The following is a 22,602-nucleotide window of genomic DNA, read 5'->3' as shown; positions in this document are numbered from 1 at the left end:
CCTTTAAACCCTTAGCGAAAAGCTGCTTAACATATATTAACGAGAAGAAAGTTCTTTAACTATAAAAATAGTTGATATTTGAAACACAAAATTCAAGGTCTCATGAAAAAATTTACCCGTACTATTTGTTTGTTGTTGGTGATCGCTTTCGCGAAAGCGGAACTATCCTACGCCCAACAGGAAATCACTGGAATAGCCCATTACAAAAGTAAAATGATAATGGAAAAATCAGATGACAGCCTTCAGAAAAAAATGCAGAAACTGGATCCAGAAATGCAAAAAATGATTGCTTCCGCGTTGGAAAATGCTGGAAAAGCAGAATTCACTTTAAAATTTTCACGTACTGAATCTTTGTATGAAAAGGTGCAAGAATTAGCCAAGCCCAAACCACAATCCGGAATGAGTATTTCAATTGAAATCTCTGGAGGAGGTGATACTTACGGGACCACCTATAAAAACTTGGTGGACCAGACTTTTATACGCGAAGACCAGATTCAGGGCAAAGAATTTTTGATCGTTGACCAGATCAAGCCACTGGATTGGAAATTGACCGGAGAATCTAAAAAGATAGGAAATTATACGGCCATGAAAGCCACCTACACTTTTCCAAAAGAGGAAAAAGACGAGCAGGAAGTTGAAACATCACTGTTGGAGATGGCAGGGAGCGATGAACGAGTCATTACTGCTTGGTTTACAATGGACATCCCGATCAGCAATGGACCAGGAAATTACCAGGGATTACCTGGACTTATTTTGGAATTAAGGGATGGAAATACAGTCATACTTTGTGATCGTATTGAGATGAACCCGGCTGATTTTGAATTGGAAAAACCTAAAAAAGGAAAGAAAATCGGATTGGAAGATTTTAATGACTTGCAGGCCAAAAAGCAAAAAGAAATGCAAGAACGCTTTCAAAATAAAAGATCTGGAGACGGCGTAATTTTCATGAAAGGCTGATTTGGTTTCTAAAAAAACTTGATTTAATTAATTCTTAAATTGAAACTATTGGCTTTTTCGATTGTCTAAACTTCAGCCATAATACAACGGCTTTAAAATACGCTTATGAAATTTATATGCACTATACTAGCTAGTTTTCTAGCACTTTCAACTGGTTTGGCCCAAGACTTCTATGGGGAAGCCACTTATATCTCAAAGACAAAGATGGACATGAGTTGGCTCCCTGAAGGACGGGAAATGTCTCCTCAACAAAGGCAACGCATAGAAGAGCGCATGAAAAAATTTGGCGAGAAAACGTATGTGTTGAAATTCAATCGCAACGAATCCACCTATAAAGAAGAAAAGGAGCTTGAGGCTCCAGGTCAAGGAAGAGGCTGGGGGAATTTTATGGGAACCGCCATGGGAGGAGAAAAATATAAAAATCTGGAACAAGGACAGTGGGTGGAGCAACGCGACATGATGGGAAAAACATTTTTGATCAAGGAAGACATCCCACAAATGAACTGGAAAATCACTGGCGAAACTAAGCAGATCGGTCAATATCAAGCCATCAAGGCTACTGCCTCTAAAAAGCCTAATGAATTGGATTGGAGCAGTTTTAGACGCAGAAGAGGGGATTCTGAAGAAGACAAGAAAAAGGACAGCCTTGCCTTGGCCGAAGGCAAAGTGGACGAGGTTTTTGAGCAGGCCGAAGAAATTCAGGTTGTTGCCTGGTTTACACCACAGATACCCGTGCAACACGGTCCAGCAGAATATGCCGGTCTCCCTGGGCTTATTCTTGAAGTGAGTGCTGGAAATACAACCCTACTCTGCAGCAAAATTGTCGTGAATCCTGAGGATCGACAAGAATTGGAGCCAGCCACAAAAGGAGAGGTTACTACTGAAGAGAAATACAACGAATTGTTCAAAAAGAAAATGCAGGAAATGTCCGAACGATGGAGAGGCAGACGCTCGAACAGAAGAGGCTAAAACCTGAAATGCTTATAGAAGCTGACTCCCGGCCTCTATTTATTTACCAAAAAACTACATGAAAAGAAATTTACTACTTCTTTTGACGGCTTGCTTTTGCTTGTCATTGGGTCAAGCTCAATCCGTCAAGATTACTGGCGTTGTCGTGGACAGCACTGGTATGCCGCTACAAATGGCTAATGTGATCGCCTATCAAAAAGACAATAATCTAGGAGCATTTGGGATCACCAATGTCAACGGAAAATATCAATTACAAAACCTGAAGAAAGACAGTACTTATGTCATCAAAGTTTCTTTTTTAGGGCTCAAACCCGTAGAAGATACGATTAAAAATATTCAGCAGGATCTGGTCAAAAATTACGTAATGGTGGATGGTCCAGACGAGTTGGATGCCGTCAATATCGTGTACGATATGCCTGTTTCAATCAAGGGTGATACCATCGTCTACAACAGTGACAGTTTTACCAACGGTACAGAGCGCAAACTGGGAGATGTATTGAACAAATTACCAGGGATGGAGGTCAATGAAGACGGAGACATTCAGGTAGAGGGAAAAACAGTTGAGAAGGTCATGGTGGACGGAAAAGATTTTTTTGAGGGAGATTCCCGTCTGGCAACCAAGAACATTCCGGCCGATGCGGTAGGTAAGGTCGAAGTGCTCAAAAACTACAACAATGTCAGCCAACTTAAAGGGCTGGGAAATGATGAGGACCGCATCGCCATCAACATACGCTTAAAGGAAGGTAAAAAGAACTTCTGGTTTGGAGAAATTACTGGTGCCCTGGGTCAAGGAGATGAAGACATACGTTACCAAGCCAAACCCAAGGCCTTTTATTACAGTCCCAATGTTTCTATTAACATACTGACCGACTTTAATAATTTGGGTATTCAGTCCTTTACATTCAGAGACTACATAAGGTTTACAGGGTTCAGAAGAGGCAATACCAGAGCGAGCGGTTCCTCCATCGACATAGGTGCGGGTGCAGGAGGTTTATTAAATTTGCAAGCTAACCGAGCCAAGGAAATCGAAAGTAAGTTTGGTGCATTCAACGGCGCCTGGACAGTGAACAAAAAGCTCAGTATTGATGCCTTTGCCATTTTCTCTAGCGTAGATACTGATCAGGAAACCATTGCCTCCAGAACATTTATCGATACAGGAGTTGTAGAGAATACAACCGATCGCTCATTTCAACGCAATCAGATAGGTTTGTTCAAACTAGGTGGAGATTATAAGCCAAATAATGACTTTTCGTTGGAATACAACGGTCAACTCAACCTGAGTGACGTGAGTCAGTTCAACGACTTCACATCTTCCAGGCAAGGTATCGTAGAAGATATTGATCAAAGAGAATCCCAAAAACCTGTGACTTTTGACCAGTCCCTTAATGCATATTGGACGCAAAGTGAGAAGAATATTTTTGCTTTTGAAGGCAGGTTGATCGATGCAGAGGAAGACCCTTTCTATAATGCGATCAGAGACCAAAGAAACACTGCCGATCCAGAACCTTTCAATGGAGCATTGGGGTTGACCCCAGCAGACCCTTATAATATCAACCAACAAGAATTGGTAGAAAGTTTTAAGCTGGATGCTAAAGTAGATTATTGGCGTATTCTCAATAAAAAGAGTAACATCAATTTTAGCCTAGGTTCGAGTTTTATCGATCAAGATTACAACACAGGGATCTTCCAAATTCTGGATGACGGCTCCCGTGATGATCTGGAAGAAGATCAGTTCAACAACGATGTCAATTATAGGTTTACGGATTTATTTGCGGCCTTGCACTATAAATTCATCACAGGTAAATTTACTATAACCCCTGGGGTAACCGCGCACCGATTCACCACTAGAGATGAGCAATTAGGAACCGAGAACAAATTGGAGTTTGAAAAACTTCTCCCTGATTTTAATCTTCGTTTTTCACTGCGATCCAGTGAGAACATAAATCTTGACTACCGCAGGACCGTGACCTTTACCGATGTAGAAAATTATGCCCTGGGTACCATTTTCGGCAATTACAACTTCTTAAACTCTGGGAACAATCAATTAAGTGGATCAGAGAACGATCGCGTATCATTGAACTATTTTAATTTTAATATGTTTAATTATACCAACATCAGTGCAGGAATCACTTATACCCGGCAGCGAGATGCGATTCAAAGCACGACCTTGATCGACGGGATCAATCAAATAAGTTCAGTGATCAATTCGCCATTTGCCAATGAAAGCGCTACAGGTTTTGGACGTTATTCGCGTGAGTTTGGTAAAATCAGAGCTTCCGTCAATGCCAATTTGAGCTGGAGTACCTTCAACAACATCATCAACGGTGTTACCCAAGAATCTGAAAACATCAATCATGGATACGGCATTAGTGCCCGTTCAAATTATAAAGACGGTGTTAATTTTGACCTGGGATATAACATTGGCTTTAACAATTCTGACAACGGTGGAAGAACCAATAATGCCACTACCCAAACCATTAGTGTGGACGCAGACTGGCAGATCAACAAGGCCTGGTTCCTTAAAGCAGAATACGACTTGAATTTGTTTGAGACCAATGCAGGTGTGGACAATAATTTTGATTTTTTGGAAGCCGCTCTTTACTATCAAAAACCAGAATCCAGCTGGGAGTTTAAATTGGCCGCCACCAATATTCTCAACACTGAAGCATTGAACCGGAACAGTTTTGGACAAATCGCCACCAGTACAAGTTTTTATACCGTGCAGCCCAGATATGTCTATCTACAGATCATGTATGATTTGTAAAGGCTTGATAAGCTTTAAGATGGTTGAGAAAATCCAATAATAAGTTTGCTTTCGCGAAAGCGAACCTTGATCACCACCTTACAAAAGCAGCTTTCGGGCTGCTTTTTTATTTAACTCACAAATGCACTATAACCGGTAATCGCTCTTCCCACAATCAGGCTATTGATTTCCTTGGTACCTTCATAGCTATAAATAGCTTCTGCATCGGCCACAAATCTGGCCACGTTGTGTTCCAATAAAATACCGTTTCCACCCATCACTTCTCGTGCCCTGGAAACAATATCTCTGGTGCGCATGGAACATATGACTTTGGCTAGAGACGCGTGCTCGTCTTTAAGAATACCTTCATCTTGCATTTCGCTCAAGCGAAAACAAAGTGTTTGCATACTGGTGAGATTGGAAATCATTTCCACCAAATGATTTTGTACCAATTGGAAACTAGCGATCGGACGACCAAATTGTTCGCGTTTTTTGGTGTATTTCAATGCATTTTCATAGGCTCCCCTCGCACAACCTACCGCCTGCCAGGCTACGCCAGCACGGGTCATACGCAATACCTTGGCGGTGTCTTTAAAAGTATGGGCTTCCTGAAGGCGATCGCTTTCAGGTACACTACAATTGGTAAGGGTTATGATGGCATTTTGAACCGTACGTAGGGCCATTTTGTCTGGCATTTTTTCAGCTTTAAAATTGGGGTTTCCCTTGCGTACCAAAAAGCCTTTGACCTGACCACTATCTACATCTCTTGCCCAAATAACCACTACATCGGCAAAGGTGGCGTTGCCAATCCATTTCTTTTGGCCATTAAGTATCCATTGGTCCCCTTCCTTCCTACAGGTGGTATCCATTCCACCAGCAATACCGCTTCCAGTTTCAGGTTCAGTTAGTCCAAAAGCTCCTATTTTTTCCATCTTGGCCATGGCAGGCAACCATTCTTGCTTCTGTTCCTCACTACCACATAAGTAAATAGAACCCATAGCAAGACCACTATGGACGCCAAAAAATGTAGAGATAGACACGTCTACCCTGGCAATTTCTTCAGCAATGATTCCTTCCGTAACAAAATCCATGGCTGGACAACCGTAGCCTTCATAAGCAATACCGGCAATGTTTAATTCGGCCATTTTTGGAATCAAATCATGTGGAAATTCAGCTCGGTTCCAATAATCATTGGCGATAGGTTGAACCTCATCCTCCATAAAGTTGCGGACTTTTATCTGGATCTCCCGCTGCTTTTCATTGAGTTTCAAGCTTAGGTTATAAAAGTCTCCATCGATAGGTGGTAGTTTGTGCTGACCTTTTTTCTTTTTGGTGGATAGCATCTTCATCAATCCAGCCAGCTGCCGGTCATCCAACTGTCCGACCGTATCCATTACCTTGGCCAAGTCAATCTTCTTATTGATCGCTGCGAGTTGGTCCAAATCGACTTTTTTCATCAAGTCGATGGTACCTTTAATTTTTGAAAATATGGACATATGAAAAGTTTGAAAGAGAAAATTACTCTACCTCAGACTCGTATGTTGTTAATGAAAGGGTAATATTTTAATCTCGGATGGATGCACATTTATTTTGCACCTGCGAATTGCGCCATTGGATCCAGTATTCCTGCAGGCCCTCTGGTGTTCGTTTGAGTTTGCTGACGTACAATTGTTCTCCTGGTAGGGTGACATCATTCAATTGTTGTTTTCTTTGATTCAATGCAGGGGTATGATTCCATCCGCCCACATGGTCAAAGGAGGTAAAAGCATCACAAGCCGTTGGAACGGCCACAAAGGGTATTTTCAATTGATAGACCACGGTCCCAGAGCCCATCCCTTGCGTTGACATTTGAATGGAAGAAAAATCGACTTTGCGATATTTTCCCTGATGGAACAGCGCTTTCAGCTGTTGACCCACTTCCTTGCTTATGGTGTTGGAGAGTTGGTGGGCTATATCACTGCCATTGACAAACTCTGGACCACTATATTTTCCCAGGCACCCGAAATCGGTACAGCTCACCTCTCCTGGCCTATCCATGCCTTGACCTTTAGCCAAAACCACGCTGAGAAGGAAAATAATAAATACAGACCTGGATAACTTCATGACTCCATTGATGGATGAAAACTACAAAAAAGCTATTCAACGATTGACATCGCAAAATCATTCAATCAGCACGAACATAGCTTCTCATGACCTTGGTCCTAGTATCTCCAGCTATTAAGGATGTCCAGCGCTAGTTAAACTGCTCTTAAGTTGGTCGCTAGGTTTGTTAATTCCCTATATTTTTGGCAATATGAAGAGATTTTTATTATTGATTCCGATTTTCTTTAGTACGATTGGTCTAGCACAGCAATTTGATGACGCCCGTGTCAAAGAAATGATTGCTCAATTTAGACAATTGGACCGAGGGCCATATAAAAGTATCAATTGGTTTTGCCCAGATGGTAGTGTCAGAGAGGCCCGTGATCCATGTCCGGACGCGATAGGTGAAGGCATCCAACACGCCAGCTATAAACCTGAAATTAAAGCACTGGCAGAAACTCGGCACCTTTATTTTTCAGAAATTCTCGCGTCCAATAAGGTGTGGGGTTTTTGGGATGGAAACAACAACCACAGTAGGGTCAAGCAATACCAACTCAATAAATATCTCGAGGCGGTAGACAATGGTTGGATCCAGGAAAAATCCAGATTTTATCGCGGCGCCAAGCAAATTGAGGATGAAGAAGAGTGGGGTAGAAAATTCTATTATACCATACTGTCGGACAACGATTTGGTAGAACGAGACTTTTTCCTGATCCGCGAAAGCTTAAGGGATCTTCCGCACGATGGTGATACCAATCTGGCACAAGAAATACGCAGCTTGAGCAAAGTCCTGGCACAAAAACATCCCAAATTCATGGATCTGCGTATCAAAATCCATGGGAATCCGCAAGCCCAAGACATCAATGCCGTGAAAGAATGGCTAGACAAGAATGAATCAGACCTGAGCGAATCCTCCAAAAAGGATTTTAACCAGCTCTTATCAGATATGCAGGACTTCTTTGAGCCAGTAGCCGTAAGCGAATTGGAAAAAATGGTAGCCGACTGGCCAGAGGACACTTATATCCGTTCCCAGGCAGAATGGTTTTCTAATTTTTATAAAGATGAAAAAAATCCTTCCATTCTGGTTCCGGCTGCAGCGAATCTCATGTGTGATATACGTGTAAACCTCAAAGAAGATCTTCGTGGAACCCGACGTACAAACGCCTTGGAACTGAGTTTACGCCTGGAAGAATTGATTTTTCAACAAGCCAGCCAGTGGGAGCCTGTGGATCTACAGGAACATCTGGATAAGATCTATGCTTTAAGTGAGGCGCTTGCCAGTGCGGGATACACCGAACTCTGGGAGTGGGATGCTGTTGAGGATCAACTATACCTGGCCGAGGGTCGCACTATTGAAGCACATCAGTTGCTGGACTTTATCAATACTGGACGTAGTCAGGTAGAATGGGGAACTGGAATGGTCAATGCCATCTATGGTGATGTGGTCAACGAATACATGGGCTTTGAACCTTTGGCCTACGGTTTCTATGACGACCGCATCCGCAGTTCGCTTCTTCTTCCGTTGGGTGATGCTGTCGGGAGTTTAGGTGGATTGGTTTCCAGACAAATAGGGCTGACCAGCGAGATTTCTGGCGTGGACAATGTAAGTACGGTAAGGGGTTTAAATCCAGGTTATACCAAGGGAAAACTTGTGGTCGTGGAAGGAAATGCCGAAGGAATGAATGTGAATCCCAACCATATTTACATTTTCGATCATCCGCCTAGTGATTTAAAACCGGTGGCTGGAATTGCGACGGTAGCAGAAGGGAACCTGGTTTCTCACGTCCAACTATTGGCTCGTAATCTGGGTATTCCCAATGCCGCTATTTCCACTGATAATCTCGCAGATTTGAAAGCCTTGGATGGCGAAGAGATCTTTTATGCCGTGAGCAATCGTGGTACCGTTGTCCTTAAACCTAGTGATGAAATGAGCGATTTGGAACAGTCTCTTTTCTCCCAAACCAAGAAAAAAGAAAAAAAGACAATACATATTCCTGAAGACAAGCTCAAACTGGATGGCACTTTACCGCTGAATATGGCCGAGGTAGGCAGTAAAGACAGCGGTATTCTCTGTGGTCCAAAGGCAGCCAACCTGGGTCAACTCAAACAAATGTTTCCCAATAATGTCGTTAATGGAATCGTCATACCATTTGGTGTATTTAAGGATCACATGAACCAACCCATGCCAGAAACCTCCGGCAGTTACTGGGATTTTTTGATGTCCGCTTTCGCGAAAGCGAAACAAATGAGAAGCCAGGGAACGGCTGAACAGGAAGTTGTCGATTTCCAATTGAAACAATTGTCACAGCTCAGAGAAGCCATTGCAACAATGCCGTTTAAGAAAAACTTTGTGGATGCGCTGGAAGCTGACTTCAATACTGTACTAGGAGATCGTTTGGGTAATGTGCCTGTTTTCCTGCGCAGCGACACCAACATGGAGGACTTGGAAGAATTTACTGGAGCCGGACTGAACCTTACTGTTTTCAATGCGGTAGCTCGGAAAAAAGTGATGAATGGCATCCGGGATGTCTGGGCCAGCCCTTACACTGAACGTAGCTTTAAGTGGAGGCAAGCTTATCTGGATAATCCAGAAAACGTTTATCCTTCAATATTGATCATCCCTACGGTAGACGTGGATTATAGTGGTGTACTGATCACCAAAGATTTCATCAATAATGATGACAACAAGATTACCCTGGCGATGAGCCGAGGAGCTGGTGGAGCGGTGGATGGTCAGAGTGCTGAAACCTATTTGATCAACAAGGAGGGGGAAGGACAATTAATATCTCCAGCCCGAGAAAACCAGCAGCGTAAACTACCGATTACTGGCGGGTCTGTGATGGAACAAGTTGATTTTGACCAACCCATTTTAAATGCTGAGAACCTTAAAACAATCCGCGAATTTGCTGTTCAAGTACATGAGACCATGCCCGGCAGCAAAGATGGAAGTTATACTGGTGCTTGGGATATTGAGCTGGGTTTTAAAGACGGTCAGTTATATCTCTTCCAGATCAGGCCATTTGTAGAAAACAGCCAGGCCCAGAATTCTGAATACCTCAATTCCATTGACGCTGACGTTGATGTGAACACCAAATTATTATTACATAAAGAAATTGCACTTTGAAAAAAATTGGAAATAGTTTACTTGTTTTGCTAGCCGCCTTAGCCTTAATGGCCTACTACCCTATTGACGGGTATGAGAAAACCGGTATAGCAAGACTCAAACGCCTTGAAAAAACACTGGACAGTACCATCACCGAATACTATTTACGCCCTGGATCCTTTAAGAAACACGACGAGATTAATTTATGGCTTTGTGAGAAGACTTACCCCACAGACAGTTTAATGCAGGTCGATCCAGCGTTCCAAAAAGAAATGTTGCGTTTATTTCCCAGTCGTTCGGGATATGGTATCACAGTCTTGGACATCACTGATCCAGAAAACACCCGATATGCAGAAATGAATGAGAACAGCGGGTTCCAACCTGGAAGCGTTGGTAAAATTGCTGTGGCCACTGCTTTTTTTACCGAGCTCAGGAACCTTTGCCCCGATGATTATAACGTAAGGGAACGCTTGATGAAAAACAAAGTAGTAAGATCAGGTGCCTGGGGACTTTACGACCATCATACCATCCCTATTTACAACATTGAAAAGGATACCTACGTAAAACGCACCGTAATCGCCAGCGACGAATTCACCCTTTATGAATGGGTGGACCACATGGTGAGCGTAAGCAATAATGGAGCGGCCAGCATCGTGTGGCGTGAAGCACTTTTGATGCGCATTTTTGGAGATGATTATTTCGGTCTGACCCAAGAAGAGGCAGATGCCTATTTTGAGACTGCAGACCGTGGTGAAATAACAGATATTGCGATTAACCTGGTCAATGACCCCTTACGCGATCTCGGGATCAAACATAATGAATGGCGATTAGGAAGTTTTTTTACCAATGGTCCCAATCAATATGTGAGTAGCAAAGGAGGGAGTATCGGAACTCCCAAAGGCCTGATGAAATATTTTATAAAATTGGAGCAAGGTTGCGTGATTGATGAGGCTTCCAGTCTTGAAATCAAACGTCTATTGTACATGACCGATAGGAGGATAAGATATGGAGCCAGCCCAGAATTGCACGATGCCGCCATCTATTTCAAATCAGGTAGTTTGTACAGTAATAATCCTTCACTAGGAACTCCATACGGAGAATATAGAGGCAATGTCTATAATTACATGAATAGTGTCTGTATTGTAGAACATCCCAATGGCATCAATTATATTGTATGTCTGGAAAGCAACGTATTGAGTAAGAACAGTGCAGGAGCACATATGTATCTAGCCAGTGCTATCGACCGACAAATTAGAAAAGCTTACGAGACTCCAGAGGTTGAGGAGAATCAAAAGAGCTAGTACAACTTACTTTGCCCGCACCATCAATGTAAAATTGAGCCTTGAACTCTCTTGATGCCTTTTGGTCTTATCAAATGTTGTTCTTACAAGCTAAGGTCGTTTTTAGAACCTAACATAGGAAGACATCTATCTCCAAAATATAGGATACTTAAGAATAAAATACTGTTCAGGAACAGTCCGCTTTGGATACCGATCACCAAAACGCTAACTAAAGAATTGGCTGAAATTAACAACAGCATTGAATAACAAAACATTCCACTACCAAATGCCAATAACCTGGACACAGCAGTTCTTTTGAGGTCCAGAAGCACAATTATAAAAGGCAGAGCAATACAAACAACCGTTGCCCCTATTCTACTATTTAAGTTGGCGTTGGAGTCTATAACAAGGAAACCCACCAGCGCCATTACTAGAAAATTGAATAGACATAGAAAAAATACGTCTACGGTTTTTGCAAGTATAGATCTGTGATGAACGCTATCATTTCTGTGAGCAACTTTGTTGTCATCGAGTTTCAACCCTAAAGCTTCAGTAATTAATTGAAGTGTTGAGTATCGAGGTGCAGTGTCATTTCCTTCCAATCTTTGGACAGTTCTCAGGCTGAGTTGAGCGCGTTCTGCTAATTCTTTTTGAGTCCAACCTTTTCTTTCTCTGGCTTGGATGATTTTTTTCCGTAATTCATGATTAAAGCGTTGGAGGTAAAAATATCATTCTATTTGATCATACTGGAATAAAAGTTTGCGCATTATTTGCGTCATTCTTGTGTCATTAGTAGCCATTATAGGATGATCAAGCTGTTTGCTGGGATCCCTGCTTAAATCTCAAGGCATCAAGCGCTGCATCACTGACCGCATCATTTTCCAGATCAGAAGCCTCAATTAAAAGCTTATAAGTGTACTCGTCTGGAGTGTATTGAATCAACTTAATCGTTTGTAACAGCAATGTGTGATCCTCTTGCTGCAGTAATATTTTTAAACAATCTTCCTGATTGTACAGGCTGACATGTTTGTGGTAATCACTCAATTCTTGATTTGGGACACTCAGTCCATTTTCCAAGATGGGAAGTAGCATACCTTTCAAATTACGGCTTAACAAACCTTCCAGGTATTCCATCGCGTGTAGTTGGGACTCTTTGGTCTCACTGCGCAAACCGCTATAAGCCACATAAACATCTTCTGGTTTATAGTACAATGCCAAAAGATTGAAAACACGTTGCAGGTTTTTTTCCATAGCATTTTTTAATTGCTGAATAAGTTTGGAGCGCTCCGCTTTTTCTGGTAGTGACACTATTTTTTCTGGATGCAATTTAGACCTATCAATGATACGTAGCGAAAAATAACAACCCAGGAGTTCGCGGTATAATTTACACTCACCGCTGATCATATTTCTGAGGGTGCGATGGTTGATGTTGTACTCACCTCCACTCTTACGCCAATCGTAAAGCAAATCTGCCGATTTAGTACGCAGTTTAAAAGATCCTCGCTGACTCATTTTGAAAAGGGCTTGATACGCTCTGGCAGAATGAATTTCGTAAGTAATCGCAGGTATTTGTGCCTTTTGCACCAATGATAAATTGGGATCTAAATATTTCTTATACAAGGTGGGAATAATGCCATTTCCGTAGGACGCAATAGCAGAAATGGCGCTTTCGCGAAAAGCGATATCCTCCAATTCTTCAAACAGTATGGGTAAAAATTCTTCTCTTGAGGTCTCTCCAGCAGCCATAATTGCCGCGTTTTTCAAAATAGGATTTTTGTGCTTGAGATAACGTACGATGATATGGTGATATTTCGGCCTGTTGATGAATCCCAAGGTTTCAATCAGTCGGGTAATTTCAGGAATACGCAAGTCACTATGTCCTTTTTCCAGCTCGTCAATAAAAACCCTCACCCTTAGATTAAGATTATATTTGGAAGCCAATTTGGGATTATCCTGCGACTCCCGCGCCAGACACATTAAAGCAGCCGTAGAGATAAATTCGTTCTCGTAATTCAAATACTGCTCAAAAAACTGGTGAGAAAGTTTTTCTTGAGACAATAGATAATTCATGGTCGCCACAATTAAGTCATCATCTTCTATATAGATGAAATCTTGGACTTTAGGTTGGGGCTTTTTGGTAACATATTGAAGGTTTTCTACCACCGCCGCCTTTACTTTATGACTTTCGTGATCCAGCAGTGCCAGCACATCTTTTTTGATGGACGGGTGTGCAGTTTCGCGCAAGCGACCCAGCATGAATAAAATATCCTTTTCTGAACCCGATTCAAAAATGATACGCATGTTTTTACGGATACGTGCACTGGACTTTTTGGTATCTCCCAAATTTTCCCGCATCATGATGTTTTCCTTAAAAGTGCCCAAATAAGCGTCCCTTACCTTAAAAACGGTATATATCCACCCTATCACCATCAAAATCGTGATGGCGGTGATGTAGGTGGCAGATAACTCCAAGCCTTTGATGACAAAAATGAGAAGGAAACCAGCCACTCCAGTAGCCAGACTGTCTACAACCACGTCAATAAAGGTCTTTGTTTTGTTTTTTATATTGGACGGAATCGGTAGCGCCAAGAGTTCTACTGCGCTTTTGTGAAGGGATTGTTTTAAGCTTCCATCCAAACCTTTAATAATGATCACGATCCAAAGCTCTGGGAAGAATAATAATAACAAGCACATGAGTACGACGCCAACTGGCAAGGCTATAAGACTTACACTGATATCTGTATTTTCCAACACCCGTTTTGTGACAAACAGTTGTATAGCGAGGGAAACAATATTAAAGGTTGAAAACCAAAATCCGAAAAATGAGGCCAATTCCTGTGCATCGGGTATCTTGGCCGCGGCGATGGCACTGAACTGGTAATCCACTAATTTGGCCACTAAAACACCAAATCCGATGACTGCTGCGAGATAAGTCAAATGCCTGGATTTCCAGATAAGTTTTAAAGAAGATTCTGTGGAAACGGTGGCTCTTTCTTTTCTTTTAAAGCGACTCAAACCTTGTACTCTCGTCTTCCAAATATTTTTGAAAACCAGCGTGCAGCTGGCGATCATAAGACCTGCGGTAACCATAAGTAGTCCATTCCCTAAAAAGCCAGCCAACACTGAGGTCAGATAACCTCCCACAATACCTCCTGCAATACCTCCTGCACCAATGAACCCAAAAAGACGTTTGGCCTCCCGAACATTGAACACCACATTGGCCAATACCCAGAATTGAGACGTGGCCAGTAAGGCAAACATCGCGACCATAGTGTAGAATAAGTACGCAAAAAAAGGACTGATAAGACCTGCGGCCACAATCACCCCCATGGCCATAAAACCAGCTGAAAAAAGGATAAGTGTAGTGCGGATGATAAATCTCAACGGAAATTTCTCCAGTGACTTATTGTAAGCATAAGATGTAACTACTGCAACTACCGCAATGATAATAAAGGCCACCGATAGGTTTTCTGCCCCTAATTCAGACAAAAAAAGCGCATTGACTGTAGGTTTAACTATCAGCAATGCGCAAATGATTAAAAATATATATAACTGCATCATCAGGGAAACGGATTCCTCTCCGTCCCTAATGTCAAAGAAATTATGAATCTGCCGTAATAAGGATTTCATCTTCGTTGATCTCAGGTACTAAGGTAGCCCTTTGATCCAGTGCAAGCTCAGCCGGCTTTACTAAATTTCTGATAATGTTTTCACCATCAGGATCTTCTACCATGGCTACCAGGATATAGTTTTTGCCGCGCTTTTCATCCCATACCATTATAGAGTCACAATGCCAGTTTTTCCAAGACCCGCTTTTTCTGAAAAGCGTGGCATTAGGAGCAATTTTATCTAAGGTATTTACAAACTTGTGGTGTAAGCCTGGATTTTTCATATATCGCAACATTTGTTTGCTGCGTTTTTCATTAATCAATTGACCAGTAGCCAGCTGATAATAGAATTTGGCAACCGCATCAGTAGTGGCAGCATGGCTTAGCCCACGTATGGGTTCAGGATTACGTTTTCCACCAGCAGCGTACCGCTTACCAACCCAAAGTCCACCTATTCCATTTTTATCGTAAAAAGGGTTTTCTGGATTACACATTAAGTCCTCAATGCGTTGAAAACCTACACGATCTATCATTCGAGTGGAAGCTGCGTTGTTAGATTTTGAAATCATCAACCACATATCCTTTTCGATTTCTTTGGTTAATCTCAAATCTCCTTCTTCAATGGCATCCATAGCTGCGTATAAAACAGCAATTTTAGGCATACTAGCTGCGTACATCATATGATCACCATTGATGTTGGCATATTTGGTAGCACCAACTTCACTCATATCCACCAAACTTATAGACATGCGTTTTTGACGTATCAAGCGATTCCAATGCGGATTAGCGTTGATCTGATCCTGCAAAGCCAATTGAAGTCCTGCGTCTTGATAATTAACCACCTCAGCATGGGGTAATTCTGTGGCTTCATTGTCAGGTGTAAGAGTATTGTCGCTAGCAACAGCCCAACTGACTGATAAAATGGTAAGAAATAATACTAATTTGTTCAACATAAAATTAATTAGGGTTTTAGAAGTTATGTTAAGGGTTACATAAACAATGCCGAATATAATTATCTATCCGAGTTTAACATGCTAAAAATCAGAATTTAACACTTTTTATCTATATTATTTGACATTATGTCGGATGTAATTGATATTACTAACGCCTCAAGACTATATTTGTTGTATGAGCGGCATTTATATTCACATCCCTTTTTGCAAGCAGGCCTGCCATTACTGTGACTTTCATTTTAGCACTAATTTTAAGCACAAGAAAGACTTGATTGACGCCATATGTGAAGAATTACGCTTTCGCGAAAGCGAATACAAGAATAAAGAAGTCCAAACCATTTATTTTGGAGGAGGGACACCCAGTATACTAGAAACGGGTGAAATCCAGCAAATTTTACAAACAATCGACCAGTGCTACCAACTTTCTAGTACACCTGAAATCACGTTGGAGGCCAATCCAGACGATCTGAGCGACAAAAAAATTGCTACTCTAGCCAGTACGCGGATCAACAGGCTCTCTATAGGTGTACAGAGTTTTTTTGAAGCAGACCTTCAACTGATGAATAGGGCGCACAATGCACAGGAAGCCAAAGCTTGTATCAAAAATGCCATCGGCCATTTCCCCAATATTTCTATTGACCTTATCTATGGAATACCTGGTATGGGTGAAGAGCAATGGAGGGAAAATCTTTATATGGCCATCGACCTCGGTGTGCCCCATATCTCGAGTTATGCCCTTACTGTAGAGGAAAATACAGCTTTGGAATCTTTGATCAAAAAGGGGCTCATCCAGGAGGTAGACGATGAACTAGCCCAAAAACATTTTCAGATACTTCTGGATCTAATGCAGTTGCATGGTTACCAGAATTATGAATTCTCCAATTTTGGCAAACCCGGCTTTTTCTCCCAAAACAATACCGCTTATTGGACCGGGAAATCTTATATGGGTATTGGTCCTAGCGCACATAGTTTTGATGGCCAACGCCGCGGGTGGAATATCAATAACAACATCAAATACATCAAGGCCATTCAATCTGGGCAATTACCTATGGAAACAGAGGTATTAACCACCGTGGACCGATATAATGAATACGTAATGACCGGCTTGCGCACTATTTATGGGGTCTCATTGGATAAAGTCGAAAAAGACTTTGGGGGTAGCTTTAAAAGCTACCTTTTGGAACAATCAGAGGGTTTCCTTAGGGATCATTACCTCTACCTGGATGGGGACAGGCTTCTGGTGACACGTAAAGGTAAATTCTTAAGCGATGGTATTGCTAGCGAATTGTTTATGCTTAATTTGAATCCAGAAAATTGACGACTCGCTGAGCAGGCGCGGTCAACCAAAACCCGTCATATGAAGAAAATTATTCCCTTTCTCTGTTTGTTTATCCTTTTTTCATGCGGAAAACCTGAAGAAAAGCTCACGGCCTTAAATTATCATGAAATGGTGGATCTGATGGTCGAAAACAAGCTGCATGTTCCTATGGATGTCGAGCGTTATAATAAAGAGGGACGCCTGTTAACGCAGGATGAGGCCGATGCCTTATCTGAAGATGCGCCATATGCACTTTGGTATATCAATGCGGACAATGTGTTGAGAAAAGTAGAGTATCGCGATCCTGAAATAGCGCGAATAGCCATGAAAAAAGAACCCGTGATCAAGGATATCAACAGGGTAGATTGCCAGAATCTGAACCGTATTCTAGAGCGTATTTATGATCGTGATCAGGACAACCGCAGCGACAATCTCATGGATGAGCAATTAGACCTGGCCAATCTGGCGGCCGTAGAACAAATATTGGAAAAATGTGGGATGCCTAGCATACAGACCGCAGGAGATAAAGGAATGAGTGCCATCTGGCTGGTTATTCAACATGCCAGTGCCGAAAAACGCAAGCAGTACTTCCCCATGCTTTTGGAAGCCTCGAAAAAAGGAGATCTAGAAAGACAAGATATAGCACTCATGCAGGACAGGATGCTGATGGATGATGGCCAACCCCAACTGTACGGCAGCCAAATCACCATGAATGAAGACGGTGAATATGAGCTTTACGACCTAAAAAACCCAGAAGGTGTTGATGCACGTCGTCAAATAATGGGCATGGGTCCCTTATCAGAGTATGTGGTACATTGGGGACTTAATTTTGAGGTACCCCAAATCCCTGCCGATGCTAATGAGAAATAGCTGTGACAGTACTTATATTTTGAGGGTAAGTTAGATTGTCTGTACGTTGTCCGTCAATGAAGATGGGTCGCCGTGATTCTCTTTTACTCAAATAACGCCTTAAGCTCAGTTGCCTCACTGGCTTTCATTTTGCCGGCCAGCACAAGGCTGAGTTGCTTGCGTCTTAAGGCTGCATCATATCGTGTTTTTTCTTCCTTGCTTTCTGGAACAATAGAAGGAACCTCGACAGGCCTACCTGTATCGTCAACTGCCACAAAGGAATAGATGGCTTCATTGGCCTTGGTGCGCTGACCACTCTCCCGATCTTCCACCCAAACATCCATATGAACTTCCATTGATGTTCTGAAAGCTCTGGTTACCTGAGCTTCAATTGTAACCACACTTCCCAACGGAACCATACGATTAAAGGAAACATTATTGACAGAAGCGGTCACCACTATTCTGCGACTATGTCTTCTCGCAGCTATACTGGCAGCACGGTCCATTCGTGCGAGAAGTTCGCCACCAAACAGGTTATTCAGCGGATTGGTTTCACTAGGTAATACCATATCCGTAACAGTGGTAAATGATTCTCTTGGGGTCTTTGTTTCCATGAATCCAAAATTTTTGCAAAGGTAGGGGCTGGAACCAGTGGTCAGTATAGTTTTTAGAAAAGATTGAGAGAATCCGATAAAATGGCTCCTCAGAGGCCAAAAAAAACCCGCAAGCTTAAAAACTTGCGGGTTTTTGTGTTAATGGAGCTCGTTACCATCCTTATCCTTGAATTTGTACTCAAGGTAAGTATAAGCGTCCCTGGGCATAACTTTGATCCATTTTTTGTGTTTCATGAACCATTTTGATCGCACTGAAGGGTAGCCTTTGGTGATAAAGGCAGCTACAAAAGGATGCGCGTTTAGCGTTATCTTTTTCTTGCCGGCCTTAAGGTGTCGTTCCAGATCTTCGTTAATTTTTTGGATGACAAGTATGGGTGCTTGTATCTCATTTCCATTTCCATCTGGGTTTTCCTCACGGGTTTTAATATTGACCTCTTGTCTCACACGTTGCCTGGTGATTTGAACCAAACCAAATTTACTGGGTGGCAGTATCTTGTGTTTGGCACGATCTTCCGACATTTCGTTGCGCATGTGCTCATAGAGTTTCTTGCGATTTTCTGAACGACGCATATCGATGAAATCGACCACAATAATACCTCCCATATCCCTAAGACGCAGTTGTCTCGCTATCTCTGAGGCAGAGATGAGATTGGTTTCCAGCGCGGTTTCTTCCTGGCTGTCGGCTTTGTTGGATCTATTACCTGAGTTCACATCAATCACGTGCATGGCTTCCGTATGCTCGATAACCAGGTAAGCACCTTTGGCCATGGATACGGTACGACCGAATGACGTTTTGATCTGTCGCTCAATACCATATTTTTCAAAAATAGGCACACGCGGATTGTGATATTTGACAATAGACTCCTTGTGTGGAGCGATGGTCTTGAGATATTCTTTGATATCCTCACACAGCTCTTCGTCATCTACGACTATAGAGGTGTAAGTATCATTAAACACATCTCTCATGAGGGAATTTGTTCGACTTACCTCGGTCATCACCTTAGTGGGAAATTTGGCTTTGTGCAATTTGGCACACATATTTTCCCATCGGTTAACGAGGTTCTGTAAATCCTGATCCAGTTCTGCTACGAGTTTGCCCTTGGCGACCGTACGTACGATCACGCCGAATCCTTCGGGCCTAATGCTTTTTACAAGTCTTTTTAGACGACTCTTTTCATCACGGTCTTCAATCTTCTGTGAGATAGAAATGCGATCAGAAAAAGGTACGAGGACCACATATCTTCCAGGTAGGGAAAGCTCTGCGCTCAGGCGCGGTCCCTTGGTGGAGATAGGTTCCTTAACTACTTGAACAAGAATCGGTTGCTGTGAAGAAACGGCTTTATCAATAGCGCCGTTTTTATCCAGTTCCTTTTCGAGCTTGATATCCTTAAGCGAAAAATTTTTACGTCTACCGCTCAAGACTTGTTTGGTAAATTTAAGTTGGGTAAGGTATCTGGGTCCTAGATCGTGATAATGCAGGAAACCATCCTTTTCATAACCGACATCCACAAAGGACGCATTGAGGCCGGATAAGACCTTGCGAGCCTTTGCGATAAAAATGTCGCTTACCGCAAACTTATTTTCATCTTCATCTTTGTGTAGCTCGACCAGCCTACCATTTTTGGTAAGGGCATAATCGATTTTTGTAGCACCGGAACGGATAATAATCTCTTTATCCATAATTCCTAATGTTTTACACTGGGCGCTCAGCAATGGCTGATGACCCTAGTATGTTGATTTTTTGGGTGTGCAGGCACTTCATAGCTTGCACGTTAAACGGACTGTACTTGCAGCCCTATGTCAAAGAACCTAAAAAAAGAAAAAGTAGTGTGGCACTACTTTTTCTTCTTGTGACGGTTAGCACGACGACGTTTCTTACGCTTGTGCGTGGCTACCTTATGTCTTTTTCTCTTTTTACCGCTTGGCATATCTCTTATATTTTACTTTACTTTTACGTTTGATTTCACTCCTTCTACAAACACTTTAGCCGGTTTGAAGGCAGGTATATTGTGTGCTGGAATCTTGATCGTGGTGTTTTTGGAAATGTTACGTCCAGTCTTTTCGGCTCTTGTCTTTACGATAAAACTACCGAAACCACGTAAATATACATTCTCTCCAGTCTCTAAAGAATCTTTTACCTCATTCATGAACGACTCTACAGTTGCCTGTACATCCGTCTTCTCCATTCCCAGTTTATCTGAAATTTTAGATACGATATCTGCTTTAGTCATCTTGCGTTTAAATTTTTATTTAGGGTTTATTAAACAGGGCGCAAAGATACTGTAAAAAGAATAATATGAAATCCCTAATTGATTAAAATTTAATTAGATATATCTTTCGACCCGCATTTTAACGCTTTTTATGGACTTTTCACGGGTACTTATTGACTGGTATCAATTGAACAAACGCGACCTGCCCTGGAGGCAAACCACTGATCCTTACCATATCTGGCTCAGCGAGGTTATCCTACAGCAAACCCGTGTCAATCAAGGCTTACCCTATTACAACAGGTTTGTTTCCCAGTATCCAAATGTATATGCACTGGCCAACGCGAGCGAACAAGAAGTATTGAAAACCTGGCAGGGATTAGGATATTACTCCAGGGCCAGAAATCTACATAAGGCCGCTCAACAGGTGGTGGAAAATGAGGGTAAATTTCCATCTACCTACAAAGATTTGTTAGAATTAAAAGGTGTGGGTGACTACACCGCAGCGGCAATTGCAAGTTTTGCCTATGAAGAAGCTGTGCCTGTGGTCGATGGAAACGTTTATCGCGTATTGGCAAGGATTTATGGAATACATACACCTATCAACAGTACACAAGGAGCAAAGGAGTTCAAATCGCTAGCCCAAAAACTCCTGAACAAAAACGAGCCTGCTACACACAACCAGGCAATTATGGAATTCGGTGCCATACAATGCGTTCCTAAAAACCCGCAGTGCCAGAGCTGCCCTTTCCAGGGTTCTTGTGTAGCCTATGAAAAGGAGATCGTACAAGAATTGCCAGTTAAGCTTAAAAAAACCAAAGTCAAAAACCTCTATCACCACTATCTGGTCGCAAAAACTCCGAGCGGTAAGACACTTTTGCAACAACGTGATACCAGATCCATATGGGCTGGGCTTCATGAATTTCCTTATATAGAAGCCAATGGTCCATTGTTGTCGAGCGAATTAAAGGATCACGAGGTTTTTAAGCATTTTTTTTCCAGGGTTCGCTTTCGCGAAAGCGCCTATAACCAAGAACCTATCATACACCAACTCACCCACCGAAAAATCCATGCCTATTTCTGGATCATCCAGACCGAATCCGAATTGCCTAAAGCTATTTCCGTTGATCAGGCGTATGCCCTACCTCTCCATATTTTAATGTATAAATTCATGAATGATTATTATTCACAGGAAGAGTTAGGTTCACCATTACAGAGCTGAAGGATGAAACCTATGGGCTTTCCACCTATCAGCTGGGTTTTTAAGACAACTGTGGAGCGTTGATCAAATGCCCTGCAAATTTGTGCTTTTGAAGAGAGAATTTTGTAAATTGGTAGTTCCAGTAAGAGATCCTGATTTTATATCTTTGGCGATCTTTTAGACTTATATAATTATCATCCACACAAACCAATATCATGGCAGGTACAGTAAATAAAGTTATTTTGATAGGCCATACCGGCGACGAAGTAAAAATGAAATATTTTGACGGTGGTAACTGTATCGGTAGATTTCCTTTGGCCACCAATGAGGAATATGTCAACCGAACTACAGGCGAAAGGGTTTCCAATACAGAGTGGCACAACTGTGTGGTACGCAACAAAGCTGCCGAAGTCTGTGAAAAATACCTACATAAAGGAGATAAGGTATATATAGAAGGACGCATCAAGAGTCGGCAATGGACAGGTGAAGATGGACAGCAGCGTTACACGACCGAAATCCAAGTGCAGGAATTTACATTTTTGACGCCAAAGAATGAGGCTAATACCAGCGCTAATTCTCCTGCACCACAGCCTAGTAATGCCCAACAACCCGCCGTACAACAACAGCCGGCTTCTTCCAATCCATATGCTTCACCACAGCAGAACAGGGTCGCCGAAGAAGACGACGACTTGCCATTCTAAATAGTTGAATTAAACCA

Annotated in this window: 17 protein-coding genes; 9 read left to right on the top strand and 8 right to left on the bottom strand. The window is 42.2% G+C overall.

Translation table 11 applies throughout. From position 1 onward, the window contains the following. Positions 1-102: 102 nt before the first annotated feature. From EGM47_RS02425 to EGM47_RS02415, 3 genes are all read left to right on the top strand, one after another. Entirely contained in the window at positions 103-957 is an 855-nt protein-coding gene (locus EGM47_RS02425; RefSeq protein ID WP_124979168.1) for a GLPGLI family protein, read from the top strand. A gap of 105 nt (positions 958-1,062) precedes the next feature. After that, entirely contained in the window at positions 1,063-1,926 is an 864-nt protein-coding gene (locus tag EGM47_RS02420) for a GLPGLI family protein (RefSeq protein ID WP_124979167.1), read from the top strand. A gap of 58 nt (positions 1,927-1,984) precedes the next feature. Continuing rightward, complete coding sequence (locus EGM47_RS02415) at positions 1,985-4,690, top strand: carboxypeptidase regulatory-like domain-containing protein (protein WP_124979166.1); 2,706 nt, start codon at positions 1,985-1,987, stop codon at positions 4,688-4,690. Positions 4,691-4,800: 110 nt separating this feature from the next. Here the strand turns inward: EGM47_RS02415 and EGM47_RS02410 are convergent, their stop codons facing one another. Both EGM47_RS02410 and EGM47_RS02405 read right to left on the bottom strand, forming a co-directional pair. Further along, complete coding sequence (locus tag EGM47_RS02410; RefSeq protein ID WP_124979165.1) at positions 4,801-6,165, bottom strand: acyl-CoA dehydrogenase family protein; 1,365 nt, start codon at positions 6,163-6,165, stop codon at positions 4,801-4,803. Positions 6,166-6,232: 67 nt separating this feature from the next. Continuing rightward, positions 6,233-6,772, bottom strand: coding sequence for a hypothetical protein (locus EGM47_RS02405; protein ID WP_124979164.1), 540 nt, complete (start codon positions 6,770-6,772; stop codon positions 6,233-6,235). A 190-nt stretch (positions 6,773-6,962) separates the two neighbouring features. Between EGM47_RS02405 and EGM47_RS02400 the strand changes: the two genes are divergently transcribed. Both EGM47_RS02400 and EGM47_RS02395 read left to right on the top strand, forming a co-directional pair. Beyond that, positions 6,963-9,875, top strand: a complete 2,913-nt coding sequence (locus EGM47_RS02400; protein ID WP_124979163.1) for a PEP/pyruvate-binding domain-containing protein — start codon at positions 6,963-6,965, stop codon at positions 9,873-9,875. Continuing rightward, positions 9,872-11,155 carry a serine hydrolase gene (locus EGM47_RS02395; protein ID WP_240642117.1) on the top strand — a complete coding sequence of 428 codons (1,284 nt, stop codon included), beginning with the start codon at positions 9,872-9,874 and terminating at the stop codon, positions 11,153-11,155. Before EGM47_RS02400 ends, EGM47_RS02395 begins: the two co-directional genes overlap by 4 nt. 83 nt (positions 11,156-11,238) lie before the next feature. Here EGM47_RS02395 and EGM47_RS16620 read toward each other — a convergent pair whose 3' ends face one another. From EGM47_RS16620 to EGM47_RS02380, 3 genes are all read right to left on the bottom strand, one after another. After that, on the bottom strand, positions 11,239-11,817 hold the full coding sequence (locus EGM47_RS16620; protein WP_394341779.1) for a helix-turn-helix domain-containing protein: 579 nt from the start codon (positions 11,815-11,817) through the stop codon (positions 11,239-11,241). 127 nt (positions 11,818-11,944) lie between these two features. Continuing rightward, on the bottom strand, positions 11,945-14,764 hold the full coding sequence (locus EGM47_RS02385; RefSeq protein WP_124979162.1) for an Npt1/Npt2 family nucleotide transporter: 2,820 nt from the start codon (positions 14,762-14,764) through the stop codon (positions 11,945-11,947). Then, positions 14,736-15,695: a serine hydrolase gene (locus tag EGM47_RS02380; protein ID WP_124979161.1), complete on the bottom strand. Its 960-nt coding sequence runs from the start codon at positions 15,693-15,695 to the stop codon at positions 14,736-14,738. Before EGM47_RS02380 ends, EGM47_RS02385 begins: the two co-directional genes overlap by 29 nt. A gap of 175 nt (positions 15,696-15,870) precedes the next feature. Between EGM47_RS02380 and hemW the strand changes: the two genes are divergently transcribed. Next, positions 15,871-17,013: a radical SAM family heme chaperone HemW gene (gene hemW / locus EGM47_RS02375; protein ID WP_124979160.1), complete on the top strand. Its 1,143-nt coding sequence runs from the start codon at positions 15,871-15,873 to the stop codon at positions 17,011-17,013. Positions 17,014-17,052: 39 nt separating this feature from the next. After that, positions 17,053-17,883, top strand: coding sequence for a DUF6624 domain-containing protein (locus EGM47_RS02370; RefSeq protein WP_240642115.1), 831 nt, complete (start codon positions 17,053-17,055; stop codon positions 17,881-17,883). A gap of 83 nt (positions 17,884-17,966) precedes the next feature. On the opposite strand, the gene EGM47_RS02365 is transcribed toward EGM47_RS02370, so the two are convergent. The 3 genes from EGM47_RS02365 to EGM47_RS02355 all read right to left on the bottom strand — a co-directional run bounded on the left by EGM47_RS02365 (position 17,967) and on the right by EGM47_RS02355 (position 20,707). Then, entirely contained in the window at positions 17,967-18,476 is a 510-nt protein-coding gene (locus EGM47_RS02365; protein WP_124979159.1) for an acyl-CoA thioesterase, read from the bottom strand. A 138-nt stretch (positions 18,477-18,614) separates the two neighbouring features. Then, positions 18,615-20,156: an Rne/Rng family ribonuclease gene (locus EGM47_RS02360; protein WP_124979158.1), complete on the bottom strand. Its 1,542-nt coding sequence runs from the start codon at positions 20,154-20,156 to the stop codon at positions 18,615-18,617. Between the two features lie 260 nt (positions 20,157-20,416). Beyond that, a complete protein-coding gene (locus EGM47_RS02355) occupies positions 20,417-20,707 on the bottom strand; it encodes an HU family DNA-binding protein (RefSeq protein WP_124979157.1) in 291 nt (96 codons plus the stop codon). 130 nt (positions 20,708-20,837) lie between these two features. Between EGM47_RS02355 and mutY the strand changes: the two genes are divergently transcribed. Together mutY and EGM47_RS02345 are read left to right on the top strand one after the other, a co-directional pair. Beyond that, complete coding sequence (gene mutY, locus EGM47_RS02350; RefSeq protein ID WP_124979156.1) at positions 20,838-21,905, top strand: A/G-specific adenine glycosylase; 1,068 nt, start codon at positions 20,838-20,840, stop codon at positions 21,903-21,905. 194 nt (positions 21,906-22,099) lie between these two features. Beyond that, on the top strand, positions 22,100-22,585 hold the full coding sequence (locus EGM47_RS02345; protein WP_124979155.1) for a single-stranded DNA-binding protein: 486 nt from the start codon (positions 22,100-22,102) through the stop codon (positions 22,583-22,585). Positions 22,586-22,602: the final 17 nt, after the last annotated feature.

The sequence above is a fragment of the Nonlabens xiamenensis genome (genome assembly GCF_003865345.1).
Classification (GTDB): Bacteria; Bacteroidota; Bacteroidia; order Flavobacteriales; family Flavobacteriaceae; genus Nonlabens; species Nonlabens xiamenensis.
Note: the sequence above shows the minus strand (reverse complement) of the source record. Positions and strands in the feature narration are given on the sequence as shown.